Annotated in this window: 20 protein-coding genes and 2 tRNA genes; 11 read left to right on the top strand and 11 right to left on the bottom strand. The window is 69.4% G+C overall.

Annotation, left to right across the window (positions count from 1 at the left end):
- Positions 1-118 precede the first annotated feature (118 nt).
- From ACFYWY_RS15090 to ACFYWY_RS15075, 4 genes are all read left to right on the top strand, one after another.
- Positions 119-898, top strand: coding sequence for an HAD-IIA family hydrolase (locus tag ACFYWY_RS15090; protein WP_389185355.1), 780 nt, complete (start codon positions 119-121; stop codon positions 896-898).
- A gap of 94 nt (positions 899-992) precedes the next feature.
- Positions 993-1823, top strand: a complete 831-nt coding sequence (locus tag ACFYWY_RS15085) for a hypothetical protein (protein WP_389185352.1) — start codon at positions 993-995, stop codon at positions 1821-1823.
- Position 1824: 1 nt separating this feature from the next.
- Positions 1825-2493 carry a class F sortase gene (locus ACFYWY_RS15080; RefSeq protein WP_389185349.1) on the top strand — a complete coding sequence of 223 codons (669 nt, stop codon included), beginning with the start codon at positions 1825-1827 and terminating at the stop codon, positions 2491-2493.
- A gap of 405 nt (positions 2494-2898) precedes the next feature.
- Positions 2899-3906 carry a glycoside hydrolase family 6 protein gene (locus ACFYWY_RS15075; RefSeq protein ID WP_389185346.1) on the top strand — a complete coding sequence of 336 codons (1008 nt, stop codon included), beginning with the start codon at positions 2899-2901 and terminating at the stop codon, positions 3904-3906.
- Positions 3907-3968: 62 nt separating this feature from the next.
- On the opposite strand, the gene ACFYWY_RS15070 is transcribed toward ACFYWY_RS15075, so the two are convergent.
- From ACFYWY_RS15070 to ACFYWY_RS15060, 3 genes are all read right to left on the bottom strand, one after another.
- Entirely contained in the window at positions 3969-5873 is a 1905-nt protein-coding gene (locus ACFYWY_RS15070; RefSeq protein ID WP_389185766.1) for a galactose oxidase-like domain-containing protein, read from the bottom strand.
- 35 nt (positions 5874-5908) lie between these two features.
- Positions 5909-7924: a glycosyltransferase family 2 protein gene (locus tag ACFYWY_RS15065; protein WP_389185343.1), complete on the bottom strand. Its 2016-nt coding sequence runs from the start codon at positions 7922-7924 to the stop codon at positions 5909-5911.
- 392 nt (positions 7925-8316) lie between these two features.
- Positions 8317-8390: transfer RNA gene (locus ACFYWY_RS15060), tRNA-Lys, on the bottom strand.
- Positions 8391-8540: 150 nt separating this feature from the next.
- Here ACFYWY_RS15060 and ACFYWY_RS15055 point away from each other — a divergent pair.
- The 3 genes from ACFYWY_RS15055 (at position 8541) to ACFYWY_RS15045 (ending at position 12012) form a co-directional block, all read left to right on the top strand.
- A complete protein-coding gene (locus ACFYWY_RS15055) occupies positions 8541-10007 on the top strand; it encodes a peptidoglycan-binding protein (protein ID WP_389185340.1) in 1467 nt (488 codons plus the stop codon).
- A gap of 108 nt (positions 10008-10115) precedes the next feature.
- A complete protein-coding gene (locus ACFYWY_RS15050; RefSeq protein WP_389185337.1) occupies positions 10116-11291 on the top strand; it encodes an SPFH domain-containing protein in 1176 nt (391 codons plus the stop codon).
- A gap of 133 nt (positions 11292-11424) precedes the next feature.
- Positions 11425-12012, top strand: coding sequence for a lytic polysaccharide monooxygenase (locus tag ACFYWY_RS15045; RefSeq protein WP_389185334.1), 588 nt, complete (start codon positions 11425-11427; stop codon positions 12010-12012).
- Positions 12013-12132: 120 nt separating this feature from the next.
- On the opposite strand, the gene ACFYWY_RS15040 is transcribed toward ACFYWY_RS15045, so the two are convergent.
- From ACFYWY_RS15040 to ehuB, 6 genes are all read right to left on the bottom strand, one after another.
- Positions 12133-12206 (bottom strand) — tRNA-Lys (locus tag ACFYWY_RS15040).
- A gap of 61 nt (positions 12207-12267) precedes the next feature.
- Complete coding sequence (locus ACFYWY_RS15035) at positions 12268-13026, bottom strand: IclR family transcriptional regulator (protein ID WP_389185331.1); 759 nt, start codon at positions 13024-13026, stop codon at positions 12268-12270.
- Between the two features lie 168 nt (positions 13027-13194).
- Positions 13195-13971, bottom strand: a complete 777-nt coding sequence (gene ehuA / locus ACFYWY_RS15030) for an ectoine/hydroxyectoine ABC transporter ATP-binding protein EhuA (RefSeq protein WP_389185328.1) — start codon at positions 13969-13971, stop codon at positions 13195-13197.
- Positions 13961-14611, bottom strand: a complete 651-nt coding sequence (gene ehuD / locus ACFYWY_RS15025) for an ectoine/hydroxyectoine ABC transporter permease subunit EhuD (RefSeq protein ID WP_389185325.1) — start codon at positions 14609-14611, stop codon at positions 13961-13963. The genes ehuA and ehuD overlap by 11 nt, the downstream gene beginning before the upstream one ends.
- Positions 14608-15282 (bottom strand): ectoine/hydroxyectoine ABC transporter permease subunit EhuC, encoded by a 675-nt coding sequence (ehuC, locus tag ACFYWY_RS15020; RefSeq protein ID WP_389185322.1) that lies wholly within the window; start codon positions 15280-15282, stop codon positions 14608-14610. Before ehuC ends, ehuD begins: the two co-directional genes overlap by 4 nt.
- Positions 15279-16160 (bottom strand): ectoine/hydroxyectoine ABC transporter substrate-binding protein EhuB, encoded by an 882-nt coding sequence (gene ehuB / locus ACFYWY_RS15015; RefSeq protein ID WP_389185319.1) that lies wholly within the window; start codon positions 16158-16160, stop codon positions 15279-15281. Before ehuB ends, ehuC begins: the two co-directional genes overlap by 4 nt.
- 42 nt (positions 16161-16202) lie before the next feature.
- On the opposite strand from ehuB, the gene ACFYWY_RS15010 reads away from it, so the two are divergent.
- Positions 16203-16706 (top strand): DUF3830 family protein, encoded by a 504-nt coding sequence (locus ACFYWY_RS15010; RefSeq protein ID WP_389185316.1) that lies wholly within the window; start codon positions 16203-16205, stop codon positions 16704-16706.
- A 139-nt stretch (positions 16707-16845) separates the two neighbouring features.
- Here the strand turns inward: ACFYWY_RS15010 and ACFYWY_RS15005 are convergent, their stop codons facing one another.
- Positions 16846-18249, bottom strand: a complete 1404-nt coding sequence (locus ACFYWY_RS15005) for an amidase (RefSeq protein ID WP_389185313.1) — start codon at positions 18247-18249, stop codon at positions 16846-16848.
- Entirely contained in the window at positions 18239-19192 is a 954-nt protein-coding gene (locus ACFYWY_RS15000; protein ID WP_389185310.1) for a D-2-hydroxyacid dehydrogenase, read from the bottom strand. Before ACFYWY_RS15000 ends, ACFYWY_RS15005 begins: the two co-directional genes overlap by 11 nt.
- Positions 19193-19321: 129 nt before the next feature.
- Between ACFYWY_RS15000 and ACFYWY_RS14995 the strand changes: the two genes are divergently transcribed.
- The 3 genes from ACFYWY_RS14995 to ACFYWY_RS14985 all read left to right on the top strand — a co-directional run bounded on the left by ACFYWY_RS14995 (position 19322) and on the right by ACFYWY_RS14985 (position 22044).
- Positions 19322-20119, top strand: coding sequence for a decarboxylase (locus ACFYWY_RS14995; RefSeq protein WP_389185764.1), 798 nt, complete (start codon positions 19322-19324; stop codon positions 20117-20119).
- Positions 20116-20841, top strand: coding sequence for a decarboxylase (locus ACFYWY_RS14990; RefSeq protein ID WP_389185307.1), 726 nt, complete (start codon positions 20116-20118; stop codon positions 20839-20841). Before ACFYWY_RS14995 ends, ACFYWY_RS14990 begins: the two co-directional genes overlap by 4 nt.
- A gap of 87 nt (positions 20842-20928) precedes the next feature.
- Positions 20929-22044 (top strand): LLM class flavin-dependent oxidoreductase, encoded by a 1116-nt coding sequence (locus ACFYWY_RS14985; RefSeq protein WP_389185304.1) that lies wholly within the window; start codon positions 20929-20931, stop codon positions 22042-22044.
- The last annotated feature ends 99 nt before the right edge of the window (positions 22045-22143 follow it).

Genomic DNA, 22143 nt, shown 5'->3' with positions numbered 1-22143 from the left:
CGTCAGGTCATCGACGGGGTCAAGATCAGGCCGGTCTGACTAGGCTGGGGACGCCGGAGACTCACAGGGCCGTGCCTCCGGCGTCCCCAGCACACTGCGTACGGCAGGAGTCCGTCTGATGGCAGAGCGCAAGCCGATCGAATCCTGGCTCACCGACATGGACGGTGTCCTGATCCACGAGGGCGTGCCGATCCCGGGCGCCGACGCCTTCATCAAGAGGCTGCGGGAAACCGGGAAGCCATTCCTGGTGCTGACCAACAACTCCATCTACACCGCGCGCGACCTGCACGCACGGCTCGCCCGGATGGGCCTGGACGTGCCCGTGGAGAACATCTGGACCTCGGCGCTGGCCACCGCGCAGTTCCTGGACGACCAGCGCCCCGGCGGCACGGCGTACGTCATCGGTGAGGCGGGTCTGACCACCGCCCTGCACGACATCGGCTACGTCCTGACCGACCACGACCCCGACTATGTGGTGCTCGGCGAGACCCGTACATACAGCTTCGAGGCGCTCACCAAGGCGATCCGGCTGATCAACGCCGGGGCCCGGTTCATCGGCACCAACCCCGACGAGACTGGCCCCTCCGCAGAGGGCCCGCTGCCCGCCACCGGCTCGGTCGCCGCGCTCATCACCAAGGCGACCGGCAAGGAACCGTACTTCGCGGGCAAGCCGAACCCGCTGATGATGCGGACCGGGCTGAACGCCATCGGCGCGCACTCCGAGACCAGCGCGATGATCGGCGACCGGATGGACACCGACGTGCTGGCCGGACTGGAAGCGGGTATGGAGACCTTCCTGGTGCTCACCGGCCTCACCAGCCCCGAGGGCATCGACCGGTACCCCTTCCGGCCCTCCACCGTCGTCGACTCGATCGCGGATCTCGTCGACCGCATCTGAGCACGTCAGCGGCCGCCCAATCGGACTACTGCGCCGCTCCTGCGGATGCGGAAACGGCTCGGACGCGTGAATCTTGCGTATCAGGAGGTTCACGATGCGTTCAGGTTGGATCACTCTCCGTACCGCAGGGGTGGCTGCCGTACTCGTCCTGGCGCCTGCCGCCCCGGCCGCGTACGCCGCCGATTCCGTGAGGGTCACGGTCGTCCCTGCCAAGGTCGTCCCCGGCGGCGAGGTGGAGGTCCTCGTCTCCGGTTGCCAGGGCATGACCGGAGCCGCCAGGTCCCAGGGGTTCGTCACGCTCGCCGCGCTCGCGAGCCGCAACGGTGCGGGCACCCAGCTGTTCGGCGAGACGACCGTGAAGGCCTCCGTGAAGCCCGGCACGTACGACATCGGCGTCACCTGCGACGGCCGTGAGCACCCGGTATCGGCCCGGGTCCAGGTCGTCCAGCTCGCCCCGAACCAGCCGTCGGAGCGGCCGGACGAGCCCCCCAAGGGGCGGGACGAGCCGACCAAGCGGTCGGACGAGTCGACCAAGGGGCGGGACGAGTCGACGAAGCGGTCGGACGAGTCGACCAAGGGGCGGGACGAGCCGACCGAGCGGTCGGACGAGTCGAGCAAACGGGAGGACCGTCCGACGGAGAAGTCGTACGAGCCCACGGAGGACTCGTACGAGGACGACTTGGACAAGGAGGACTCGTACGCGTACGAGGACGAGTCGTCCGATCCGGCCGACGACTCGATGCCCTACGCCCCGGTTCGCGCGGGTGGCGGCGGCTCGGCCGCCCTCGCGGCCGACGGCCCGGCGGACCCGGCCGACGCCGGCCCCGGCATTCCGCAGGCCGTGATCGGCCTGGTCCTCGCGGGAGTGGCAGCGGTCGTCGTGGCTTTCCGCAGCTCACGGCGGCGCCGATCGGATTCGGACTGACATGCCCTCCGCCGATCGCCCGGCCGGGAACGGCCGGCTGCTCACCGGAGTGGCCTGGGCGGTACTCCTGCTTGGGCTCTGGCTCTGGGGCCGCGATATGACCGGCGGCCCAGGCGGAAGCTCCGCGCCCACCACCGGCGACGTGGCCGCGGTCGGCCGGCCGCTGGGCGTGCCGCTGCCGCCCGCCCACGACCCGCTCGAGCCGTCCAGGCCCGACCAGGTGGCCGTGCCGTCGATCGGGATCGCCGCTCCGGTCGTCCCGCGCGGCCTGGACGGCGCTGGCGCCGTCGATCCGCCGCCGTACGCCATGGCGCACGCGGTCGGCTGGTACGACAGCGGTACGCAGCCCGGCGCGGCGGGCACGGCGCTGCTGGTCGGCCACGTCGACACCGAGAAGAAACAGGCCGTCTTCTACGCTCTGAGCGCGGCCCGTCCGGGCGAGAAGGTCCGGGTGACCAGGGCGGACCGCTCGGTGGCAGAGTTCACCATCGACGACGTCCAGGTCTTCGACCGGGACCGGTTCGACCCGCAGAAGGTCTACGGCCCGCGCGAGGACGGGCGTGCGGAGCTGCGGCTGATCACCTGCGGCGGCACCTTCGACCGCGAGACCCGCGCGTACACCGCCAACGTGGTCGTGTCCGCCTACCTGACCGGGGTCACCAAGGGCTAGGGGTGTCCCTCGCCGCCGGGCGGGCGCCGTCTGCACCCCGGCTCGGCCGACGACATGCTCCCCCCAGAGCCGCCGGCCGAGCCGGGTCCTCGACCGCGGGTGCCCGGGCTGCGGGAGAAGCCCGGCGCCGGCGCGGGAGGTGCGGGAAGGTCCGGTTGCGGTCCCGCCAGGGGCTGGGCGGTTCCCGGACACTCTAGGGCCGCGAACGGGCCCGGCCTAGGGTCTGAATGACGTCATGTCGGGAAGTCGTCGGCCTCCGTCCTGTCTGTTCTCCTCCCTCTCGTCCACCGCCCTCCCGGCGCGTTGTCACAGCCTGCCCACGGTGTGCCGGTGGGGCTCGTGGCCCTGCGCCGGGGTGTGCCACGATGAATTCGACCTGACTTGTCCGGCTGCAAGGGGGAGTGGATGTACGGCAGTTGGTCCGGCCGACGTACCAGGGCTTGGGCGGTCGCGGCGGGGGCGGTGCTGCTGCTGGCCTCCTGTTCCTCCGACGACGGCAAGGGAGGGAAACCGGCGGTGACTCAGCAGCCCAAGGACAACGATCCGTACTGGGTCAATCCCGACGGCAACGCCGCCAGGCAGGTCGCCGCCTACCGCAAGGACGGCGACGACAAGAACGCCGAGCTGATCAAGAAGATCGCCGATCAGCCGGTCGGCGAGTGGATCGGCCCGGACAATCCCGAGGCCGAGGCCAAGGGCTATACCGAGGCGGCGGCCAAGGCCGACCGGGACGCGCTGCTCGTGCTCTACAACATCCCGCACCGCGACTGCGGGCAGTTCTCCAAGGGCGGCGCGGCCGACGGCAACGCCTACCGCGCCTGGGTCGACCAGGTCGCGGCGGGCATCGGCGACCGGCGGGCCACGGTGATCCTGGAGCCGGACGCCGTGCTGCATCTGGTGGACTCCTGTACGCCGCAGGAGTTTCACGAGGAGCGGTTCGACCTTCTCAAGGGCGCTGTGGAGCGGCTGAAGCAGCAGCCGAACACGAAGGTGTATCTGGACGCGGGCAACGCCGGCTGGTCCCAGCCCGACGCGCTCTTCGACCCGCTCCGGCGGGCGGGCATCGACAGGGCGGACGGCTTCGCCGTCAATGTCTCCAACTTCTATCCGACTGCCGCGAGCAAGGAGTTCGGCCAGAAGCTCTCCGCGAAGGTCGGCGGCAAGCACTTCGTCATCGACACCAGCCGCAACGGCAACGGCCCCTACACAGGCGGCGATCCGAAGGAGAACTGGTGCAATCCGCCGGGCCGCGCGCTCGGCGAGGCGCCGACCACCGACACCGGCAACCCGCTGGTCGACGCGTATCTGTGGGTCAAGCGTCCGGGCGAGTCGGACGGCGACTGCAGGGGCGGGCCCAAGGCGGGCGAGTGGTGGCCGGAGTACGCGCTCGGCTTGGCGCGCGCCACGAACTAGGCGGTGCGCGGGCCCCTTCCCGAACTGGGGCGGAGCCCCGAAATCAACGGGCCAAGCCCCAGTTATGGGACCTCGACCCACACGCTTTCTGACGGCGTCCCCTTGGCGTCCGTCACAAAGAGCATGTACCACCCGGACGGCACCAGCGCTCGGTTCTTGGGCACCGTGACCTGGATGCCGTCCGCCGTCCTCTTCATACCGAGCGCGATGGAGCGCTGATCGATGTCGGTGACATGCGTGACCGCGCTGGGCCGCATCAGCTTGGCCGACTTCACCGGGCCGCCGTCCGTCCTCACTTTGAACGTGCCGCTCTCTCCGCGCTCGATCGACTTCGGACCGCCGCTCACCTCGGGCCTGGCACCCCGGTAGCGGTACGGCGGGGTGTAGATCTCGATGCGCTGGTCGAAGACGCCGGGCCTGGTGTTGGCCTTGTCGGAGAACAGCGAGTCCGAGCCGAAGATCATGACGCGGCCGTCCGGGAGCAGCACCGAGCCCGAGTGGTAGTTGCGCCCCACCTGGGGGTCGGCGACCCGCTTGTACGTACCGGCCTTCGGGTCGTAGGTACGCGCCTGGAGGACATTGGAGCCACCGCGCCCCCGGTAGTCCGACGAGCCGCCGGTGACCAGGACGGAGTCGTCCGGCAGCAGCGAGGCGCTCGGGTAGCGGGTGCCCTTCTCCAGCGAAGCTCCGTCCCTGAAGCGGGGGTTGTTCTCCTTGAGGTCCACCAGACGGGACTTCTCGCTGGACTTCTCGGACTCGCCGACCCCGCCGCCGCCGATGACCATGAACCGCTGGTCCTGAGCGGGCGGCAGCATCACCGTCGCGGAGGTCTCCATCCTGTCTGGGTCGCTCAGCCCGGGGACCTTGTCGAACTCGTTCGTCGCCAGGTCCCACACGCCCGGTTCCCGGCCGACGTCGGCCGGTCCGTATCCGGCGTTGGAGCCGGAGTAGAAGAGCTTGCCGTTGTCCATCAGGAAGATCGCCGGGTAGGTGGGGAACTTCCGGATGATCCCGGTGTACTTCCAGGTCCTGGTCTTCGGGTCGTAGATCTCGTCCTTGCCGGGAACGATCTGCCCGATCTCGTCGAGGCCGGAGAGCGAGAGGACTTTGCCGTCCTTCAGGGTGGTCAGCGTGGGGTACCAGCGGGCCTCGTTCATCGGGTCGACGGTGATGTACTTCTCCGCCACCGGGTCGAACTCGTAGGCCTCCTTGATGCCCTGGAAGTCCTTCTTGTCGAGCGCGAGCTTCTGCGCGATGCCGTAGACGTTGCGGGCGTCGGAGCCCCTCAGGCCCTGCACCCGGTAGTTGTCCTCGGTGCCGGTCTCGTAGTCCTTGCCCGACTCCTCGGCCTCGACGTAGATCCGGCCGAGCCCTGCCTCGGTCCGCAGGAACCTGCCGGTCTTCTTGTCGAAGATCTTCTTCGCCTTCTCCACGAGGACGGGGTCCCTGGAGACGAAGGTCTTGCCGTTCTCCTTGCCGGTGAACCTGGTGCCCGCGGGCAGCGTCTTGGGCTCGTCCGGGTCCTCGTTGTGGACGATCATCAGGCCGCCGGCCTTGGTCACATCGCCCTGGAGCTTCTCGTACCGCTTGGTGCCGCCCGCGACCAGCAGCTTCCCGTCGGGCAGCTGGGTGTGCCCGGCGCAGAACATGTCCTTCGGCGTGGGGATCTTCTTGAACTCATTGGTCTTCGGGTCCCACAGCACCGACTCGAACTTCTTCGCGTCGAAGTTCTCCTGGTTGTTGCCGGAGCCGGCGATCAGCAGCACCTTGCCGGTGTGCAGCAGGGCCGCGTGGATGGCGTTGATCCGGTACTCGGAGGGGACGTCGAGATAGTCCCAATGGCCGTTCTCGGCCTTGTAGTCCGGCTGGTTGATCTTGAAGTCGTGGTACTTCTCCGAGCCGAGACGCCACAGCGCGGGCCCGTTGAACGCGGCCAGCGCCACCACCACCGCCGCGCCTGTGGCCATACGGCGGGCGCGGCGGCGGTTTGGAGGGGAGTAGTTCACTTCTTACGTCCCCCAATGGCGATCTGCATGGTCTGTTCGGCGGCGTCGCCCTGTTCGTCGGCGTCGCTCCGTTCGTCGGCGTCGCTCCGTTCGGCCGCGGCGCTCCGTTCGTCGGCCTCGCCCTGCCGCTGCAGTGGCACATGGGCCTGAGGATGCCCGGCCGGCGGCTGCCCGCCGCCCTCCCGTTCGCCGCGCTTCTTCTTCTCCGCCTTCTTCTTCTCCGCGCGGATGCCGTGCCGCCAGGCGACGATGGGCGCCGCCGTGATCAGCAGCGCCAGCGTGGCCCAGGTGATCATCGCCGGATGGTCGTGCCCGAAGTAGAAGGAGGAGCCGAGTGATCCGCCGAAGACGAGGATGAAGAAGAGATGGATCCGGAAGGTGCCGAAGAGCGTGTCCGGACTGGACGAGTCGCCCTTGGGGGTCACGACGAACGAGCTCTTGCGGCGCAGTACGGCGTCCATCAGCGAGCGCGCGTAGACCGGCGCGGAGAGCGCGGACATCATCATGCCCGCGAGTCCGCCGGAGCCCTCGGGCTCGTGCGGCGAGACATTGTGGCGGCGGTTCCAGATGTAGAGGCCGATCTGGAGGGCCGATGCGTTGCCGTACAGCATCATCCACATGGCCGGGTCGATCTGCACACCGGAGGCGCCCATGCCCAGGAACAGCGCACAACTGAGCGCCGCCAGGATCCAGTTGAGGGCCGACATCGGGTAGAAGATGATCATCATCGTGTAGTTGAAGAGCTTGCCCGGGGGCAGCGAGTAGAAGCCCTTCCAGTACTGCTTGAGGATCGTCTCGTACGTACCGCGGGACCAGCGCAGCTGCTGCGTGAAGAAGTCGGTCCAGGCGGTCGGGCCCTCGCCGACGGCGAGCACGTCCGGGGTGTAGACCGAGCGCCACTTGTTGCCGGACTCGGGGTTGCGGGCGCGGTGCATCTCGAAGCCCGTCGCCATGTCCTCGGTGATCGAGTCGTACAGGCCGCCGATCTGCTTGATCGCCTTGATCCGCACGGCGTTGGAGGTGCCGACGAACATGGGCGCGCCGTAGCGGTTGCCCGCGCGCTGGATCAGGGCGTGGAAGAGGAACTGCTGCGACTCGGCGGCCTTGGTGACGAACGTGTCGTAATTGCCGTACACCTGCGGGCCGATGACGAAGCCGACGTCAGGATCGCGAAAGTAACCGAGCATCCGCTCCAGGTAGTTGGGCAGCGGGACATGGTCGGTGTCGACGGAGGCGAAGAAGTCGTAGTCGCCGCCGTGCGCCTGGAGCCAGGCGTTGTAGTTGCCGTGCTTGGTCCTGGCCCGGTGCGCGCCCTTGGCCTGGTTCCAGTGCGGGACGCCCTTGCGGGAGAAGTGGTGGACGCCGAGGCGTGCGCAGACCGCCTTGACGGCGGGGTCGTCGCCCTCGTCGAGCAGCCAGACGTGCATCAGCCCGCGGTGGCGCAGCCTGACGGCCGCCTCCAGGGTCTTGGTCACCATCTCGAGGGGCTCCTTGCCCGGTACGAAGGAGGTGAGGAAGGCGACCTTGGTGCCGGTCTCGGGCACCACCGGGACGGGGTCACGCGCGACCAGCGTCGCGTGCGCGTTCGACAGGACGTTCATCGTGCGGAAGAGCTCGATGAGGCCGATCGAGACGAGCATGACGATGTCGAGGACGAGCAGCGTGTCGTTCTTGAGGTTCGGGTCGCGCTCGGTCCAGTGCTGAGGCTGTATCAGCCAGGCGAACAGGCCCAGTGACACCAGCGGCGCCGCGCAGAGCAGCAGGGCGGCCCGGATTCTGTGCGGCTCCTGCGAGAGGAGCGAGCGGTACTGCACGGTGTACGGCTTGTCCGGGTCGGGCTTGGTGAGGGGCCCGGCGAGCCGGCTGTAGTGCTCGTAGTCGTACCGGGACAGCGCCTTCTTGGGGCGCGGCCGGTGGCCGCCGGTGCGCGGATGCGCGGGTATCCGGAGCTGAACCGTCCGGGAAGGGTCGTTGGCCTGGGCCTGCCGGGCGCCGCGTGGCGTCGACGTCATGAGTCATCCCCCCGCACGCATGCTGGCTGCGTGTGATGTGGTCGGTCGGTCCGTCCTGAGCGCGGTCCCCCTGGACCCGCGGCCATGGACGCATCAGTGGCGGGCCACCATCCCTACAGACACAGAAAAGTCATCTGCCGGTTGCAGCGATTTCCCTGGCGTCAAAACACCTCCAACTACGCTTAACGGCTGCCCTATTGGTGACATTGGCCCCCAGACAGGTTCTCCGACCCCTGCTGTGACCGCAAGGGTGGAAACGTGGGCGTAATCGGTCAAACAAGCGATTCGCGAGACTCTTGCCGAAGGGGTGGAAGGGGGGTTGGGGGCGGGGGAAACGGCCGCGGGAACGACCGAGGCCCCCTCACCTGTGGTGAGGGGGCCTCGACTCTGCGTGCGCCGCCAGGGACTCGAACCCCGGACCCGCTGATTAAGAGTCAGCTGCTCTAACCAACTGAGCTAGCGGCGCGTGCTGACCTGGAGAAGTTTACCGGACGGTGAGAGCTGCTCCTGACCATTATCTGATCGTTCCGGCCTGTCGGATCATCTTTTATTACCTTCATACCGTCAAAATGTGGCGAGAGGTGACAGTTAGGACATTACTGCGAAGGGTTTACGTATGACCGTGCCGGTATTCGAGGAGTTCGAGCCCGCCGCCGACTGCGACTGCGCCGGGTGCGTCCAGCAGCGACGGGCTCTTGCCGCCGGAGGCCACCCGTCGGCGCACGGCTGCCGCCGTGCGCTCGTCCTGTTCACCGCGGCGGGCGTGGTGCTCGGCGGCGGGGGAACGGGCGCGGCGGCCGCGGCCGACTTCCCGGCGGGACACGCACGCCCGCACGCCATCACCGACGAGGCAGCCGCCGCATCGACGCCCGCACCGGAGCCGGAGCCGGGCACCGAGCAGGGCCGCTCCGGGCCGCTGCACGGAGGGGCGCTCGGCGGTCCCGCGGGCACGCAGGGCAACGCGCCCGCCCAGCTGCGCAAGCTCACCCGGGCCCAGATCATCAACCGCGCCAAGCGCTGGGTGACCGCCAAAGTCCCGTACAGCATGGAGAAGTACTGGTCCGACGGGTATCGCCAGGACTGCTCGGGCTATGTCTCGATGGCCTGGAATCTGCCCGGCAACGAGTGGACCGGCAGCCTTGCGTCATTCGCCACCAGGATCACGCGCGAGCAGCTGCAGCCCGGCGACATCATGCTCTTCCACAACCCGGACAATCCGACCAAGGGTTCGCACGTCACGATCTTCGGCGGCTGGACCGACTACACGCACAATTACTACATCGCGTACGAGCAGACGAAGCCGCACACCCGCAAGCAGGCCACGCCCATGGGGTACTGGGTCAACTCCGACCGGTATCTGCCCTACCGCTACAAGGGCCTCGCCGCGGCTTCCACCGACACCGCGAGCGGGGCCGCCGCTTCGACCGCGACCGACACCGCGAGCGGGACGGCGACCGCGACCGCGACCGCCACTGCGACCGCGACCGCCACTGCGACCGCGACCGCCACTGCGGCTGCGGACGCCGCCGCGAGCGTGGCGGCGTCCGCCGGCGCCTATCCGGGTCTGACCGCCTTCGGCCCCGGGGCGAGCAACATGTACATCGCTCAGCTCGCCGAGATGCTCGCCGCGCACGGCGGCCAGCAGTACTACCCCAAGGGGCCCGGGACGCAGTGGGACGAGTCGGACCGGCTGGCCACCCGGGCCTTCCAGCTGGCCCAGGGCTGGAGCGGCAGGGACGCGGACGGTATGCCGGGACCGGAGACCTGGCGGCGGCTGGCGAGCAAGCAGGGCGGGAACATCCCGGCCGCGGGCGCGAGCAGTCCCGGCGGCACGAGAGCGGCCGCGCCGAAGTACCCGGGGCGCGGCTTCTTCAGGCCCGGCCAGTCGAACGAGTACGTCACCCAGCTCGGCGCGCAGCTGGTGAAGCGCGGCTTCGGCAGCTACTACACATCGAGCCCCGAACCGCGCTGGAGCGAGGAGGACCGGCGCAATGTCGAGGCCTTCCAGCGGGCCCAGGGCTGGCGCGGCGGCGCGGCCAACGGCTTTCCCGGACCTGAGACCTGGCGGCGGCTCTTCGCCTGAGCCCCACCGGTCCGGGGACGCACCCCAGCAGCTCCGCCGTGGGCCGGACCCCCGGCTCAAAAGCATGTCGGCGGGACTGAACAGACCACTCTTGCGAGGTGAATCGCAGTGAACCCCACGACGTCGGAACCGGAGGGCGGCGCGCCGCCCGACAGCCCGCGGCACACGCCGGTCATCGCCCAGGAGGTGACGACCGAGATCCCGGTGCACCTCCTCTTCCGGGACGACGACACCCACCAGATCGACCTGCGCCCCGCCGTGGTGGCGCGGCGGCAGGGCACCGGCGAACAGCCGAAGGTCGCGGCCCGCAGACCCGCGCCGCCACGCCCGTCCCCGCAGCGGCCCGCGCCGCCGGCCGACCCCGACCTCGCGGAGCGGGCCGCGCCCGCGCTGCCCGGCTGGACCGGGGCGGTCGCCGGGGCGTGCTCGCTCGCCGGGATCGGCGCGCTGCTGTGGGGTACCGGGGCGCTGCCCGGCCGGGTGACCGCGCTGCTCGGGCTGACCCCGTACCCGTACCACGGCATCGGGATCGGCGTGTCGTGCGTGCTCGCGCTCGGCGTGCTCCTGGCGCTCTTCGCCCTCGGCGGGCTCGGGCGCGTCCACGTCGGACACGCCTGGGTGCTCACCCTCTTCGGCGACTACGGCGGGACTGTGCGGCGTACGGGACTGGTCTGGGTGAGCCCGCTGGTGCGGCGCCGCCCGGTCGACGTACGGCTGCGGCACTGGCGCAGCCATCCGATGCCCGCGGCCGACGCCGACGGCACCGCGCTGAGCGTCGTCGTGCTCGTGGTGTGGCGGGTCGAGGACACGGCACGGGCGGCGCTCGGCGTCGGCGACCACGAGGCCTATCTGAGCGAGCAGGTCGAGGCGGCGTTGGCGCGGGTGCTCTCGCAGCTGCCGTCCGACGGGCTTCGCCAGGACGCTCCTGCCGGCTCCGCCGTGGGGGCCCTCACGCTCCGCAATGCCGAGGCGGTCGGCGACGCGCTGACCCGGATGGTGGCGGCGGAGTGCGTGCCGGCGGGGATCGAGGTCTTCTCTGCGCAGCCGACGGCGATCGAGTACGCGCCGGAGGTGGCGGCCGCGATCCAGCGCCGGCAGGTCGTGGCGATCGACGCCAAGAACCGGGACGCCGTGCTCACTTCGGTGGTGGACGCGGTGGACGACACAGTGAACCGGCTGACCGCGCGCGGACTCATCGAGCCGGACGACTACGAGCGCAAGGCTCTGGTCAGGGACCTCACTGTCGCCTTCTACACCGGGCGCTCCGGGGCCGCGGAGGGTTAGCGATTGGTCTGGACATGATGAACTCACGTCAATACATTGGGACTTGGTCTAGACCGGAACAAGCACTCTCGTACAACACGCACGCGTGCGGCACGGCTCACAGAACACCCCCCACGTTCTCCTGGAGCGAAGCATGCGCAAGAAGATAAGTGCGGCCGTGGTCGGCCTCGCCGTGGCGGGCACCACAGTGCTCGCCGGCGGCAGCGCCAGCAGCCACGGCTACACCGAATCCCCCATCAGCCGCCAGAAGCTCTGTGCCAACGGTACGGTCACCAACTGCGGCCCCATTCAATGGGAACCGCAGAGCGTCGAGGGCCCCAAGGGCTTCCCGGGCGCGGGTCCCGCAGACGGAAGGATCTGCGCGGGCGGCCTCGGCCAGTTCGCGCAGCTCGACGATCCGCGCGGCGGGGCCTGGCCGACCACCAAGGTCTCTTCGGGCCAGAACTACACGTTCAGCTGGCGGTTCACCGCCAGGCACCGGACGACCGACTTCAAGTACTTCATCACCAAGAGCGGCTGGAACTCCAACCAGCCGCTGACCAGGGCGGCGCTTGAGTCGCAGCCGTTCCTGACCGTCCCGTACGGCGGCAACCAGCCGCCGGAGACCCTCTCCCACTCCGGCAATCTCCCGCAGCGCTCGGGCAGGCATCTGATTCTGGCGGTGTGGACCGTGCACGACACGGGGAACGCCTTCTACGCCTGCTCGGACGTTCGGTTCTGACCCAGTTCCCCATCGAGGTCAGCGCGGCGGCCATGGCCGGGGCCGCCGTGGCAGGCATCAGCCCGACCGGCGCGGGGCACGAGAAAGCCCCTCGCGTCGGCGAGGGGCTTTTTCCGTCTGTGCGCCGCCAGGGACTCGAACCCCGGACCCGCTGATTAAGAGTCAGCTGCTCTAACCAACTGAGCTAGCGGCGCCTGCTGACTCGAAAATAATACCTGGTCCGCAGGGGTGCTCGTGACACCCGCCGCCGCCCGGCTAGATCGCCAGCGACAGCACCACCGGCGCCGCCCTGCGGTTCAGCGTGTCCGCCGCCGAGCGCAGCCGGTGGGCGTGCTCGATCGGGAGGGAGAGCGCCAGGCACCCCACCGCCGAGCCCGCCGTCAGCGGGACCGCGGCGCAGACCGTGCCCACCGCGTACTCCTGGAGGTCCAGGATCGGGACCGTCGGCGGCTGACTGTCCAGCTTCGAGAAGAGCAGCTTCTCGCTGGTGATCGTCCGCGAGGTGAGGCGGGCGATCTTGTGGCGCGAGAGGTGATCGCGGCGGCCATTGACGTCCAGCTGGGTCAGCAGGCATTTGCCGACTGCGCTGGCGTGCGCGGCCGAGCGGAAGTCGACCCATTCGTTGACCTTGGGAGCGCGCGGACCGTCGGCGTACTGCGTGATCTTGACCTCGCCGTCGATGTACCGGCTGATGTAGACCGCAGCGCCGACCGAGTCCCGCAGCTCGGTGAGCGTCTCCTGGATCTTCGCCTCCAGCGCCTGCTGGCGGGTGACCCCTGAGCCGAGGAGGATCAGGGAGTCGCCGATCACATAGGCGCCGTCCGCGACCTGCTCCACATAGCCCTCGCGACGCAGCATCGCCAGCATGGGGGCCAGGTGGCCGGTCGGCAGACCCGTCTCGCGTGCGATCTGGACGTCGGTGACACCGCCACCGTGCTTCGAGATCGTCTCCAGGACACGCAGGACATATTGCACCGAGTGGAACGGCGCGGTCGGCTCGGGCTTCAGCGCCACGGTTTCCCCCTAGCAGGTTGTGACCGCAAGCTTTCGTACCACGATAGCGGCCAAGAGCCGTTTCGGGGGCGGCTGTTGGCGAGTTTCATGCTGTCGCCCCAGCCTCATGGGCTGGGGCGCAGCACCCTGGCATATGCCAGAGTCACACCTATTCGTCGGAGTGAATGGTCAGAGCACTGCGCCGAGAAACTCGCGAGTACGATCATGCTCCGGCTCGGAGAAGATTTTCTCCGGCGATCCGGACTCGATGACCCTTCCCGCGTCGAACATCAGGACCTCGTCCGAGATGTCCCGCGCGAAATTCATCTCGTGCGTCACGCACAGCATGGTGATGTCGGTGGAGCGGGCGATGTCCCGCAGCACGTCCAGCACACCCGCGACCAGCTCGGGGTCGAGCGCCGATGTGACCTCGTCGAGGAGCAGCACCTGCGGCCGCATCGCCAGCGCCCGCGCGATCGCCACCCGCTGCTGCTGGCCGCCCGACAGCTGGGTCGGCTTCGCGTCGCAGCGGTCGCCGAGCCCCACCAGGTCGAGCAGCTCCTTTCCGCGCTCCTCCGCCTCGTCCTTGGACATGCCGAGCACGCGCACCGGCGCCTCGGTGATGTTCCGCAGGGCGGTCATATTGGGGAACAGGTTGAACTGCTGGAAGACCATGCCGATTTGTTTGCGCGCCTCGCGGCGCTCCTTCTCGGCGGCCGGAAACAGTCTGTTCCCGTTCACCTGGATGGTGCCCTCGTCGGGCGATTCCAGAGTCATCAGCAGCCGCAGGATCGTGGTCTTGCCGGAGCCGGACGGGCCGATCAGCGTCACATGCTTTCCGGGCTGTACCGAGAAACAGAGGTTGTCCAGCACGGTGTTGTCGCCGAAGCGCTTCGTCACATTCTCGAAGCGGATCAGTTCCTTGGACCTGTCGGGAGAAGTGTCGGGGCGGGTGTCAGCGGACAAGGCGGCGCTCCAGGGTTCGTACGAGAAGAGAAGCCGGGTAGGCGATGAGGATGAAGGCGATGCCGATCACGGTCAGCGGCTCGGTGTACTGGAACGTCGACGCGCTCTCCAGCCGCGACTGCTGCAGCATCTCCAGTACGCCGATCGCGGCGAGAAGCGGAGTGTCCTTCAGCATCGCGATGACGTAGTTGCCCAGCGCCGGCGTGATGCGCCGGATCGCCTGCGGCAGGATCACCGCGAACCAGGTGCGGTGGGCGGGCAGGCTCAGCGCCTTCGCCGCCTCCCACTGACCGGCCGGCACGGCGTCGATGCCGGCCCGGTACACCTGCGCGGTGTACGTCGAATAGTGCAGCCCGATCGCGATCGTGCCGGTGGTCAGCGCCGAGAACTGCACGCCCCACTCCGGCAGCACGAAGTAGAGGAAGAAGAGCTGCACCAGCAGCGGCGTGGTGCGGATGAACTCCGTGACGACGCCCACCGGCCACCGTACGAAACGGGACGGCGCCCTGAATCCGATCGCCCAGACCAGACCGAGCGTGAAGGAGATCAGCGAGCCGAGCACCAGGATCTGCAGCGTGACGAGCACGCCGTCCCAGAAGCGCGGCATGAAGTCCGCGACCGCGGACCAGTCCCAGTTCACTTCGCGCCACCTCCGGAGATCGCGACGCCGATATTGCTCTTGGTCTTCTTCTCGAGAGCCTTCATGGAACGAGTGATGCCGAACGCGAGCACGAAGTAGATGACCAGGCTGATGGTGTAGATCTGTGCGCTCTCCTGAGTCGCGAGGCGCACCAGGTACGCCGCGAAGGAGACGTCGCCCACGCCGAGCAGCGACACCAGCGCCGTGCCCTTGAGCAGCTCGATCAGCAGGTTGCAGAACGGCGGGAGCATCTCCGGTATCGCCTGCGGCAGCAGGATCAGCCGCATCCGCTGCCCCGGTGTGAAGCTGAGCGCGACCCCGGCCTCACGCTGCGCCGGAGCGACCGAGTTCAGCGCGCCGCGCACGATCTCCGCGCCGTACGCACCGTAGGACAGGCCCAGTGCCAGCACGGCCGCCCACATCGGGACGAGCTGCCAGCCCAGCAGCGGCGGCAGCACGAAGAACAGCCAGAACATCAGGATCAGCGCGGACGTGCCGCGGAAGATCTCGGTGTAGAAGCCGGCCAGGAAGCGGACGAACCGCGAGCGGTGGGTGCGGGCCATGCCGACCACGAAGGCGACGACGCCGGCCAGCGCCGCGCTGTACACCAGTAGTTGGACGGTGATCCAGATGCCCGGAAGTACCCAGTTCTGCCAGAGTCCGGCTGTCATCGGCACAGCTCCTTGGCAGTGAGCGTGGTCATCTCGTTCTCGGTGAAGCCGAACGGCCGCAGTATGCGGAAGAGTTCGCCGCTCTTCTTCATCTTGTGGATCTCGACGTTGAATGCGTCGCGCAGCTCGGTGTCGGTGGGGCGGAAGGCGAAGCCGCCGCCGTCGATCTTCTTCTCGCCGTCGACGACTGCCGCGAACGGCTCGGTCGCCTCGGCCTTCCGGCTCTTCCTGACCACCTCGCGGGAGGTCAGCGCGGTGCCGGCGAACACGTCGACCCGGCCGGACTCGACCGCGTTCAGGCCCGCCACCTGGTCCTGGAGAATGACGATGTCCTTCTCCGGGAAGCCGGCGGCGACGGCGTAATCGATCTCCGCATAGCCGGTGCCGGTGGCGAACTTGGCCTTCGCCTTCACCACGTCCTCGTAGCTGTGCAGATTCTTGGGATTGCCCTTGCGCACGATGAACGAATCGAGCATCTGGTACTCGGGGTCGGCGAAGATGACCTGCTCACAGCGTTCTTTGTTGATGTACATCCCCGCCGAGACGACATCGAACTGCTCGGAGTTGAGCCCGGGTATGAGGGAGGCGAAGTCGGTGGCGACCGGCTGGACGTTGTCGATCCCCAGCCGCTTGAAGATCACCCGGGCCAGCTCCGGAGCCTCGCCGGTGAACTCGCCCTGGTCGTCAACGTAGCCGTAGGGCACCTCGCCCGCGATGCCCAGGCGCACCGTGCGCTGGGACTTGAGCCGGGCCAGGGCATCACCCGACGGCACCCGGCTGCAGCCGGCCGCGCCCGCGGCGCCGAGCGCGCCGGCGGCAGCGGTACCGAGCAGCACTGTGCGTCTGCGAATTGATCCTGTCAGTGGTGTTCGAGCCATGGGCGCGCGGCTACCCGGGTCCAGGCGGGGTATGCGTACCAAATGGCCGACCGATACATGACCGTAGCCCTCGACAAGCGCGGTGTGCGGTGCACCGCGAAACTCCTCACCGACAAGGCCCCGCTGACCTGCGCGGCTGTGTGGGACGCGCTGCCGCTCGCCGGGGACGTCTACCACGCGAAGTATGCCCGTAATGAGATCTATGCACTTTTTCCGGCGTTCGCGGAACAGGAACCGCCGCTGGAGAACCCGACGGTGACCCCTATTCCGGGCGATCTGTGCTATTTCACCTTCTCGGACGTGCAGTTGGGCACGGCGTCGTACGGATACGGCGAGCGGGCCGCCCACCACGGCCGCCCCACGGTCGTCGACCTCGCGCTCTTCTACGAGCGGAACAACCTGCTGCTCAACGGCGACACCGGCTGGGTCCCCGGCATCGTCTGGGGCACGGTGGTCGACGGCCTCGACCGGATGGCCGAGGCGTGCCAGGACCTGTGGCGGGCGGGCGCGCTGGGGGAGACGCTCAGTTTCCGTCGAGTTGAGTAGCCCCGCCCCGCCCCTTCCCGCTGCGACATTTTGCGTCTCCGCCGCGGAAATTCAAGCCTCGCCGGCGATTGAGGCGTAGGGGGTGGGGGCACCTCCCATGCCCGAAGGGCTATGGGGGAGGTCCGGGGCGGAGCCTCGGTTACGGGAGCGCCGGCGCGGGAATCGTCGCCGCGCCCGACTCGTACAGCGCATGCGCCGCCCGCAGCACCAGCGCGTCCGCGTGGCGCGCGCCGATCAGCTGGACGCCGATCGGCAGCCCGTCCTCGTCCACCCCGCACGGCACCGTCGCGGCGGGCTGCTGGGTCATGTTGAAGGGGTACGTGAACGGCGTCCACCCCGTCCAGCGGCGGTGCCCCGAGCGGGCCGGGGCCTCCACCCCCGCCTCGAACGCGGTGATCGGCAGGGTCGGCGTGACCAGCAGGTCGTACGACGTGTGGAACCGGCCCATCCGCCGGCCGAGGTCCATCCGGACGTCCACGGCCGCCAGATACTCGAGCGCACTGTGCCGCGCCCCGGCCCCGGCGACCTCCCGCAGCCCCGGATCCAGTGCCTCGCGCTGCCGGGACCCGAAATGCTGCAGCAGCCGGGCCGCTCCGCTGAACCACAGGGTGTGGAAGGCCTCCACCGGGTCGGCGATGTCGGGGTCGGACTCCTCGATGTACGCACCGAGGCCCGCGAGCGCCCCCACAGCCCGCCGTACCGCGGACGCGACCGCCGGGCGCACCGCCACCTGTCCGCCGAAGGACGGCGAATAGGCGATCCGCAGCCCCTTCACCCCGTCCGCCAACGTGCCGCGGACGCCCTCCGCGGGGCCCAGGTGGGACCAGTCCCGCCAGTCCTCACCGCTGATCACATCGAGCATCAGCGCGGCGTCCGCGGCGTCCTTCGTCATCGGGCCCGCATGCGAGAGCGTCCCGAAGGGGCTCGACGGATACAGCGGCACCCGTCCGTACGTCGGCTTCATCCCGAAGACGCCGCAGAAGGACGCGGGGATGCGGACCGAGCCGCCGCCGTCCGTGCCGATCGACAGCGGGCCCGCGCCGAGGGCCACCGCCACCGCACTGCCGCCGCTTGAGCCGCCCGCCGTGCGAGTGATGTCGTACGGATTGCCTGTGACCCCGTGCCGCGGGGAGTCGGTGACGCCCTTCCAGCCGAACTCGGGGGTCGTCGTCTTGGCGAGGAAGACCGCGCCGTGCGCCCGCAGCCGCCCGACGGACGGCGCGTCCTCGTCCCAACTCCCTTCCGCGGAAACGGACATGGAGCCGCGCAGGGTCGGGCCGCCACGCTGCAGCAGCAGATCCTTGACCGTCACCGGCACGCCGTCGAGCAGCCCCTGCGGCTCTCCTCTGCGCCACCGCTCGGCGGACGCCTCTGCCTGGGCCAGTGCCTGCTCGGCATCCACCCGGACGAAGGCGTTCACCAGGGGCTGCACCACTTCGATCCTCTCCAGCGCGGCGCGGGTCGCGTCGACGGGGGAGAAGTCGCCCTTCTCGTAGCCGGTGAGCAGTTGGCGTGCGGTGAGGTCGGTCAGCTCAGACGTCATGCATGGGCACGTACCCACGTTTCTTGTCGACCACGTTCGGGAATGACTTTCCGGCCTCCCACAGTTCGTACAACTCGACGAATTGTTCGCCCAGCCGGTCGCGCCAGCCGACCGTGTCGCCGCTCATGTGCGGGGAGACGATCAGCCCGGGCACGTCCCACAACGGGCTGTCGGGCACGAGCGGCTCGGAGCTGAAGACATCGAGGGCGGCGCCCGCGATCCACCGTTTGTTGAGTGCGGCGACGAGATCGTTCTCGACGACCAGCGGGCCGCGTCCCACATTGATGAACCGGGCAGAGGGCTGCATCAGACCGAAGCGCCGCGCGTCGAACATTCCGCGCGTCGCATCGGTGAGCGGCGCGGCGCACACCACCCAGTCGGCGCGCGCGAGCAGCGGATCGAGGTCCTGCGCGCCGTGGATGCCGGGCCGCTCGGTGCGGCCCACGACCGCCACGGTGACGCCGAGGGCCTCCAGCGTGCCGGCCACGGCCCGGCCGATCGGGCCCGCGCCCACCACCGCAGCCCGGGTGCCCGCCACCCGCAGGCCCTCGCGATGGCGCCAGCGCCGCTGCCGCTGGAGCTCCAGGGTGCCGGGCAGGTCCTTCGCCATGGCAAGGACCAGACCGGCGACGTACTCGGCGATCGGTTCCTCGAAGACGCCCCGGGCATTGGTGACCACGGTGTCGGAAGCGATCAGTTCGGGACAGAGCAGCCGGTCGACCCCCGCGCTCGGGGTGTGCACCCAGCGCGGGCGCGGCCCCTCGCCCGGCCAGGCGGAACGCACCGCCTCGGAGAGGAAGTCCCACACCAGCAGGACGTCTGCGTACGGCAGTCGGGCGGCGAGCGTCTGCTCGTCGGCGTACTCGACGCGGACCCGTCCGGTCAGCCGCCCGAGACGGGGCGGCGGGTCTGCTGTCAGCACGAGAAGGGTGGGTTCGGACATCAAGCGGAAGCCGTTTCGATGGGGGCGCCTCCCGTGCCCGGAGGGCATACGGGGGAGTCTGACATGTACGGATTGACCACGCTCGCACCCGAACCTAACGTCGTCAACAACACGTATAGGGGGCCTGCGATGGATGTCTCCTTCCTTGGTGGACCACAGCCCCAACGCGGTGTCGGCGTGGTCGCCCCGTTCGACTTCGCGCTGGACCGCGAGCTGTGGCGCTGGGTCCCCGACGATGTGTCCCTGCGCCTGACCCGTACGCCCTATGTGCCCGTCGAGGTCTCCCTCGACCTCGCCCGCCTGGTGAGCGAGCACGAGACGCTGCGCGAGGCGGTCCAGGCGCTGAGCGTGTCCGAGCCCGAGGTGGTCGCGTACGCCTGCACGTCGGGCAGTTTCGTCGGCGGTCTCGCCGGTGAGCGGGCCATGTGCGAGGCGATGACGTCGGCGGGGGAGGTGGACTCGCTGACCACCTCCGGCGCCCTGCTCGAAGCACTCGACGAGCTGGGCGCCGGCCGTATCGCTCTGGTCACGCCGTATACGGAATCGGTGACCCAGGCCCTGGAGGTGTATCTGGGAGAAGCTGGGGTAACGGTCACGGGCCGCGCCTTTCTTGGACTGACCCGGCACATCTGGAAAGTGCCGTACCGGTCGGTGGTGGACATGGCGCGGCAGGCGGTGGTGGGCGCGGCGGACGCGCTCTTCATCAGCTGCACCAACCTGCCGACGTACGACGCGATCCCGCAGCTGGAGGCCGAACTGAGGATGCCGGTGCTCTCCGCGAACCAGGTGACGATGTGGGCCGCGCTGCGCCGTATCGGGGTGCACGCGGTCGGTCCGTACCAGGCGCTGCTGCTGGATCCCGGCCCCACGGCTGACCAGGCGACCGCGCCGGCGACCGAACCCGAAGAACAGGAAGGCTGGACATGACGACGGTCGGACTTCTCTACCCGGGGCACTCCGCAGAGGACGACTACCCCAGGTTCGAGGTGCTGCTCGACAGCGACATCAGACTGCCCGTCGTACACACCGACATCGGCGAGGACGCCCACCGCGTCGACGCGCTGCTGCGGATGGGTTCGGCGGAGCGGCTCGCCGCGGGTGTGGAGGAGCTCCGGCTGGAGGGCGCGGAGTCGGTGGTGTGGGCGTGCACCAGCGGGAGCTTTGTGTACGGCTGGGAGGGCGCGCGCGAGCAGATCCGCTCCCTGGCGCTGGCCGCGGGGCTGCCGGCGTCGAGCACGTCCTTCGCCTTCGCACATGCCGTACGGGCGCTGGGCGCCACGCGCGTCGCGGTCGCCGCGACCTACCCGGAGGACGTCACGGCCCTCTTCACCGCCTTCCTCAAGGCGTCCGGGGCCGAGGTGGTCGCGGACCGGGCGAGCGGGATCGTCACCGCGGCCGAGGTCGGCGCCTGGGGCCGCGACGAGGTGCTGGAACTGGCGAGGGCGGGCGACCATCCCGACGCGGAGGTGGTGCTGCTGCCGGACACCGCCCTGCACACCGCGTCGTACCTCCCCGACCTGGAGGACATGCTCGGCAAGCCGGTCCTCACGGCGAACCAGGTGACTGTGTGGGAGGGGCTGCGGCTGGCGGAGCGCAAGGCGTGGGTGTTCGGGCCGAAGCTCGGCACGCTGTTCGCGAAGCCGGAATGAATCCCGGGTGACCGGGCGGGAATAAAACGGAGAGGCCCTCCTGTTAGCTGGTCCTGTACGTAATTCATGCTCAGGAGGGCTGCACCGGTGGACGACGCGATTCAGGGTGACGCGATTCCGCGTGACGCGACCCAGCGTGACGGGATTCGAGGCACGGCGTACGGGACGGCCCCGGTGCCCCTTTCCGTACTGGACCTGGTGACGGTCGGCGTCGGTCGCACCGCCACCGACGCCCTGCGCACCAGTGTGGACATCGCGCGCCTTGCGGAGCGCCGGGGCTTCCACCGCCACTGGGTCGCCGAGCACCACTCGATGCCGGGCGTCGCCTCCTCGTCGCCTGCCGTGATCCTTGCCCACCTCGCCGCCCACACCGAGCGCATCCGCCTCGGTTCGGGCGGCGTGATGCTCCCGAACCACGCGCCGCTCGTCATCGCCGAGCAGTTCGGCACGCTGGAGGCGCTCGCGCCGGGCCGCGTCGACCTGGGCCTCGGGCGGGCGCCCGGCACGGACGGCCCGACCGCCGCGGCCCTGCGGCGCACGCCGGAGGCCAGGGGAGAGGGAGCCGACGACTTTCCGCAGCAACTCGCCGAGCTGACCCGCTTCCTGGACGACGACTTCCCGGACGGGCATCCGTACGCCCGCATCCACGCGGTGCCAGGACCGGTCCAGGGCCCCTCCGCCCGCCCGCCGGTCTGGCTGCTCGGCTCCTCCGGCTTCAGCGCCCGGCTGGCCGGCGTGCTCGGACTGCCCTTCGCCTTCGCCCACCACTTCTCGGCGCACAACACCATCCCGGCGCTCGACCTGTACCGAGAGTCCTTCCGGCCGTCCGCGGTGCTGGACGCCCCGTACGCGGTGATCGGTGTCTCGGCCCTCGCCGCGGACGACGAGAAGGAGGCCCGCCGTCAGGTCCTGACCGGCGCCCTGTCCATGGTCCGGCTGCGCACCGGCCGTCCCGGGCTGATACCCACGCCCGATGAGGCGGCGGCCTACGAATTCAGTCCCATGGAGCGGGAGTTCGTGGACAGCTGGCTGGCGAACGTCGTCCACGGCACTGCGGACGCGGTACGGACGGGCCTGGACGACCTCCAGAAGCGCACCGGCGCGGACGAGTTGATGATCACTGCGAATGCGCACGGCGGGGATTCGCGACTGCGCTCCTACGAACTGATCGCGGACGCCTACGACTTGCCGGGTGCCGAGTAAAACCTGGATTTCGCGGGCGGAGTGGTTCACTGCTGAACTGCTTGTCCCCAGGCCCTTAATGGGGCCTTAAGCCGCTCGTCACCGTTGGTGGCGAGCGGT

Source organism: Streptomyces sp. NPDC002870, from assembly GCF_042888505.1.
Taxonomy (GTDB): domain Bacteria; phylum Actinomycetota; class Actinomycetes; order Streptomycetales; family Streptomycetaceae; genus Streptomyces.
The sequence above is the reverse complement of the archived record's forward strand: the minus strand, read 5'-3'. Positions and strand labels throughout refer to the sequence as shown.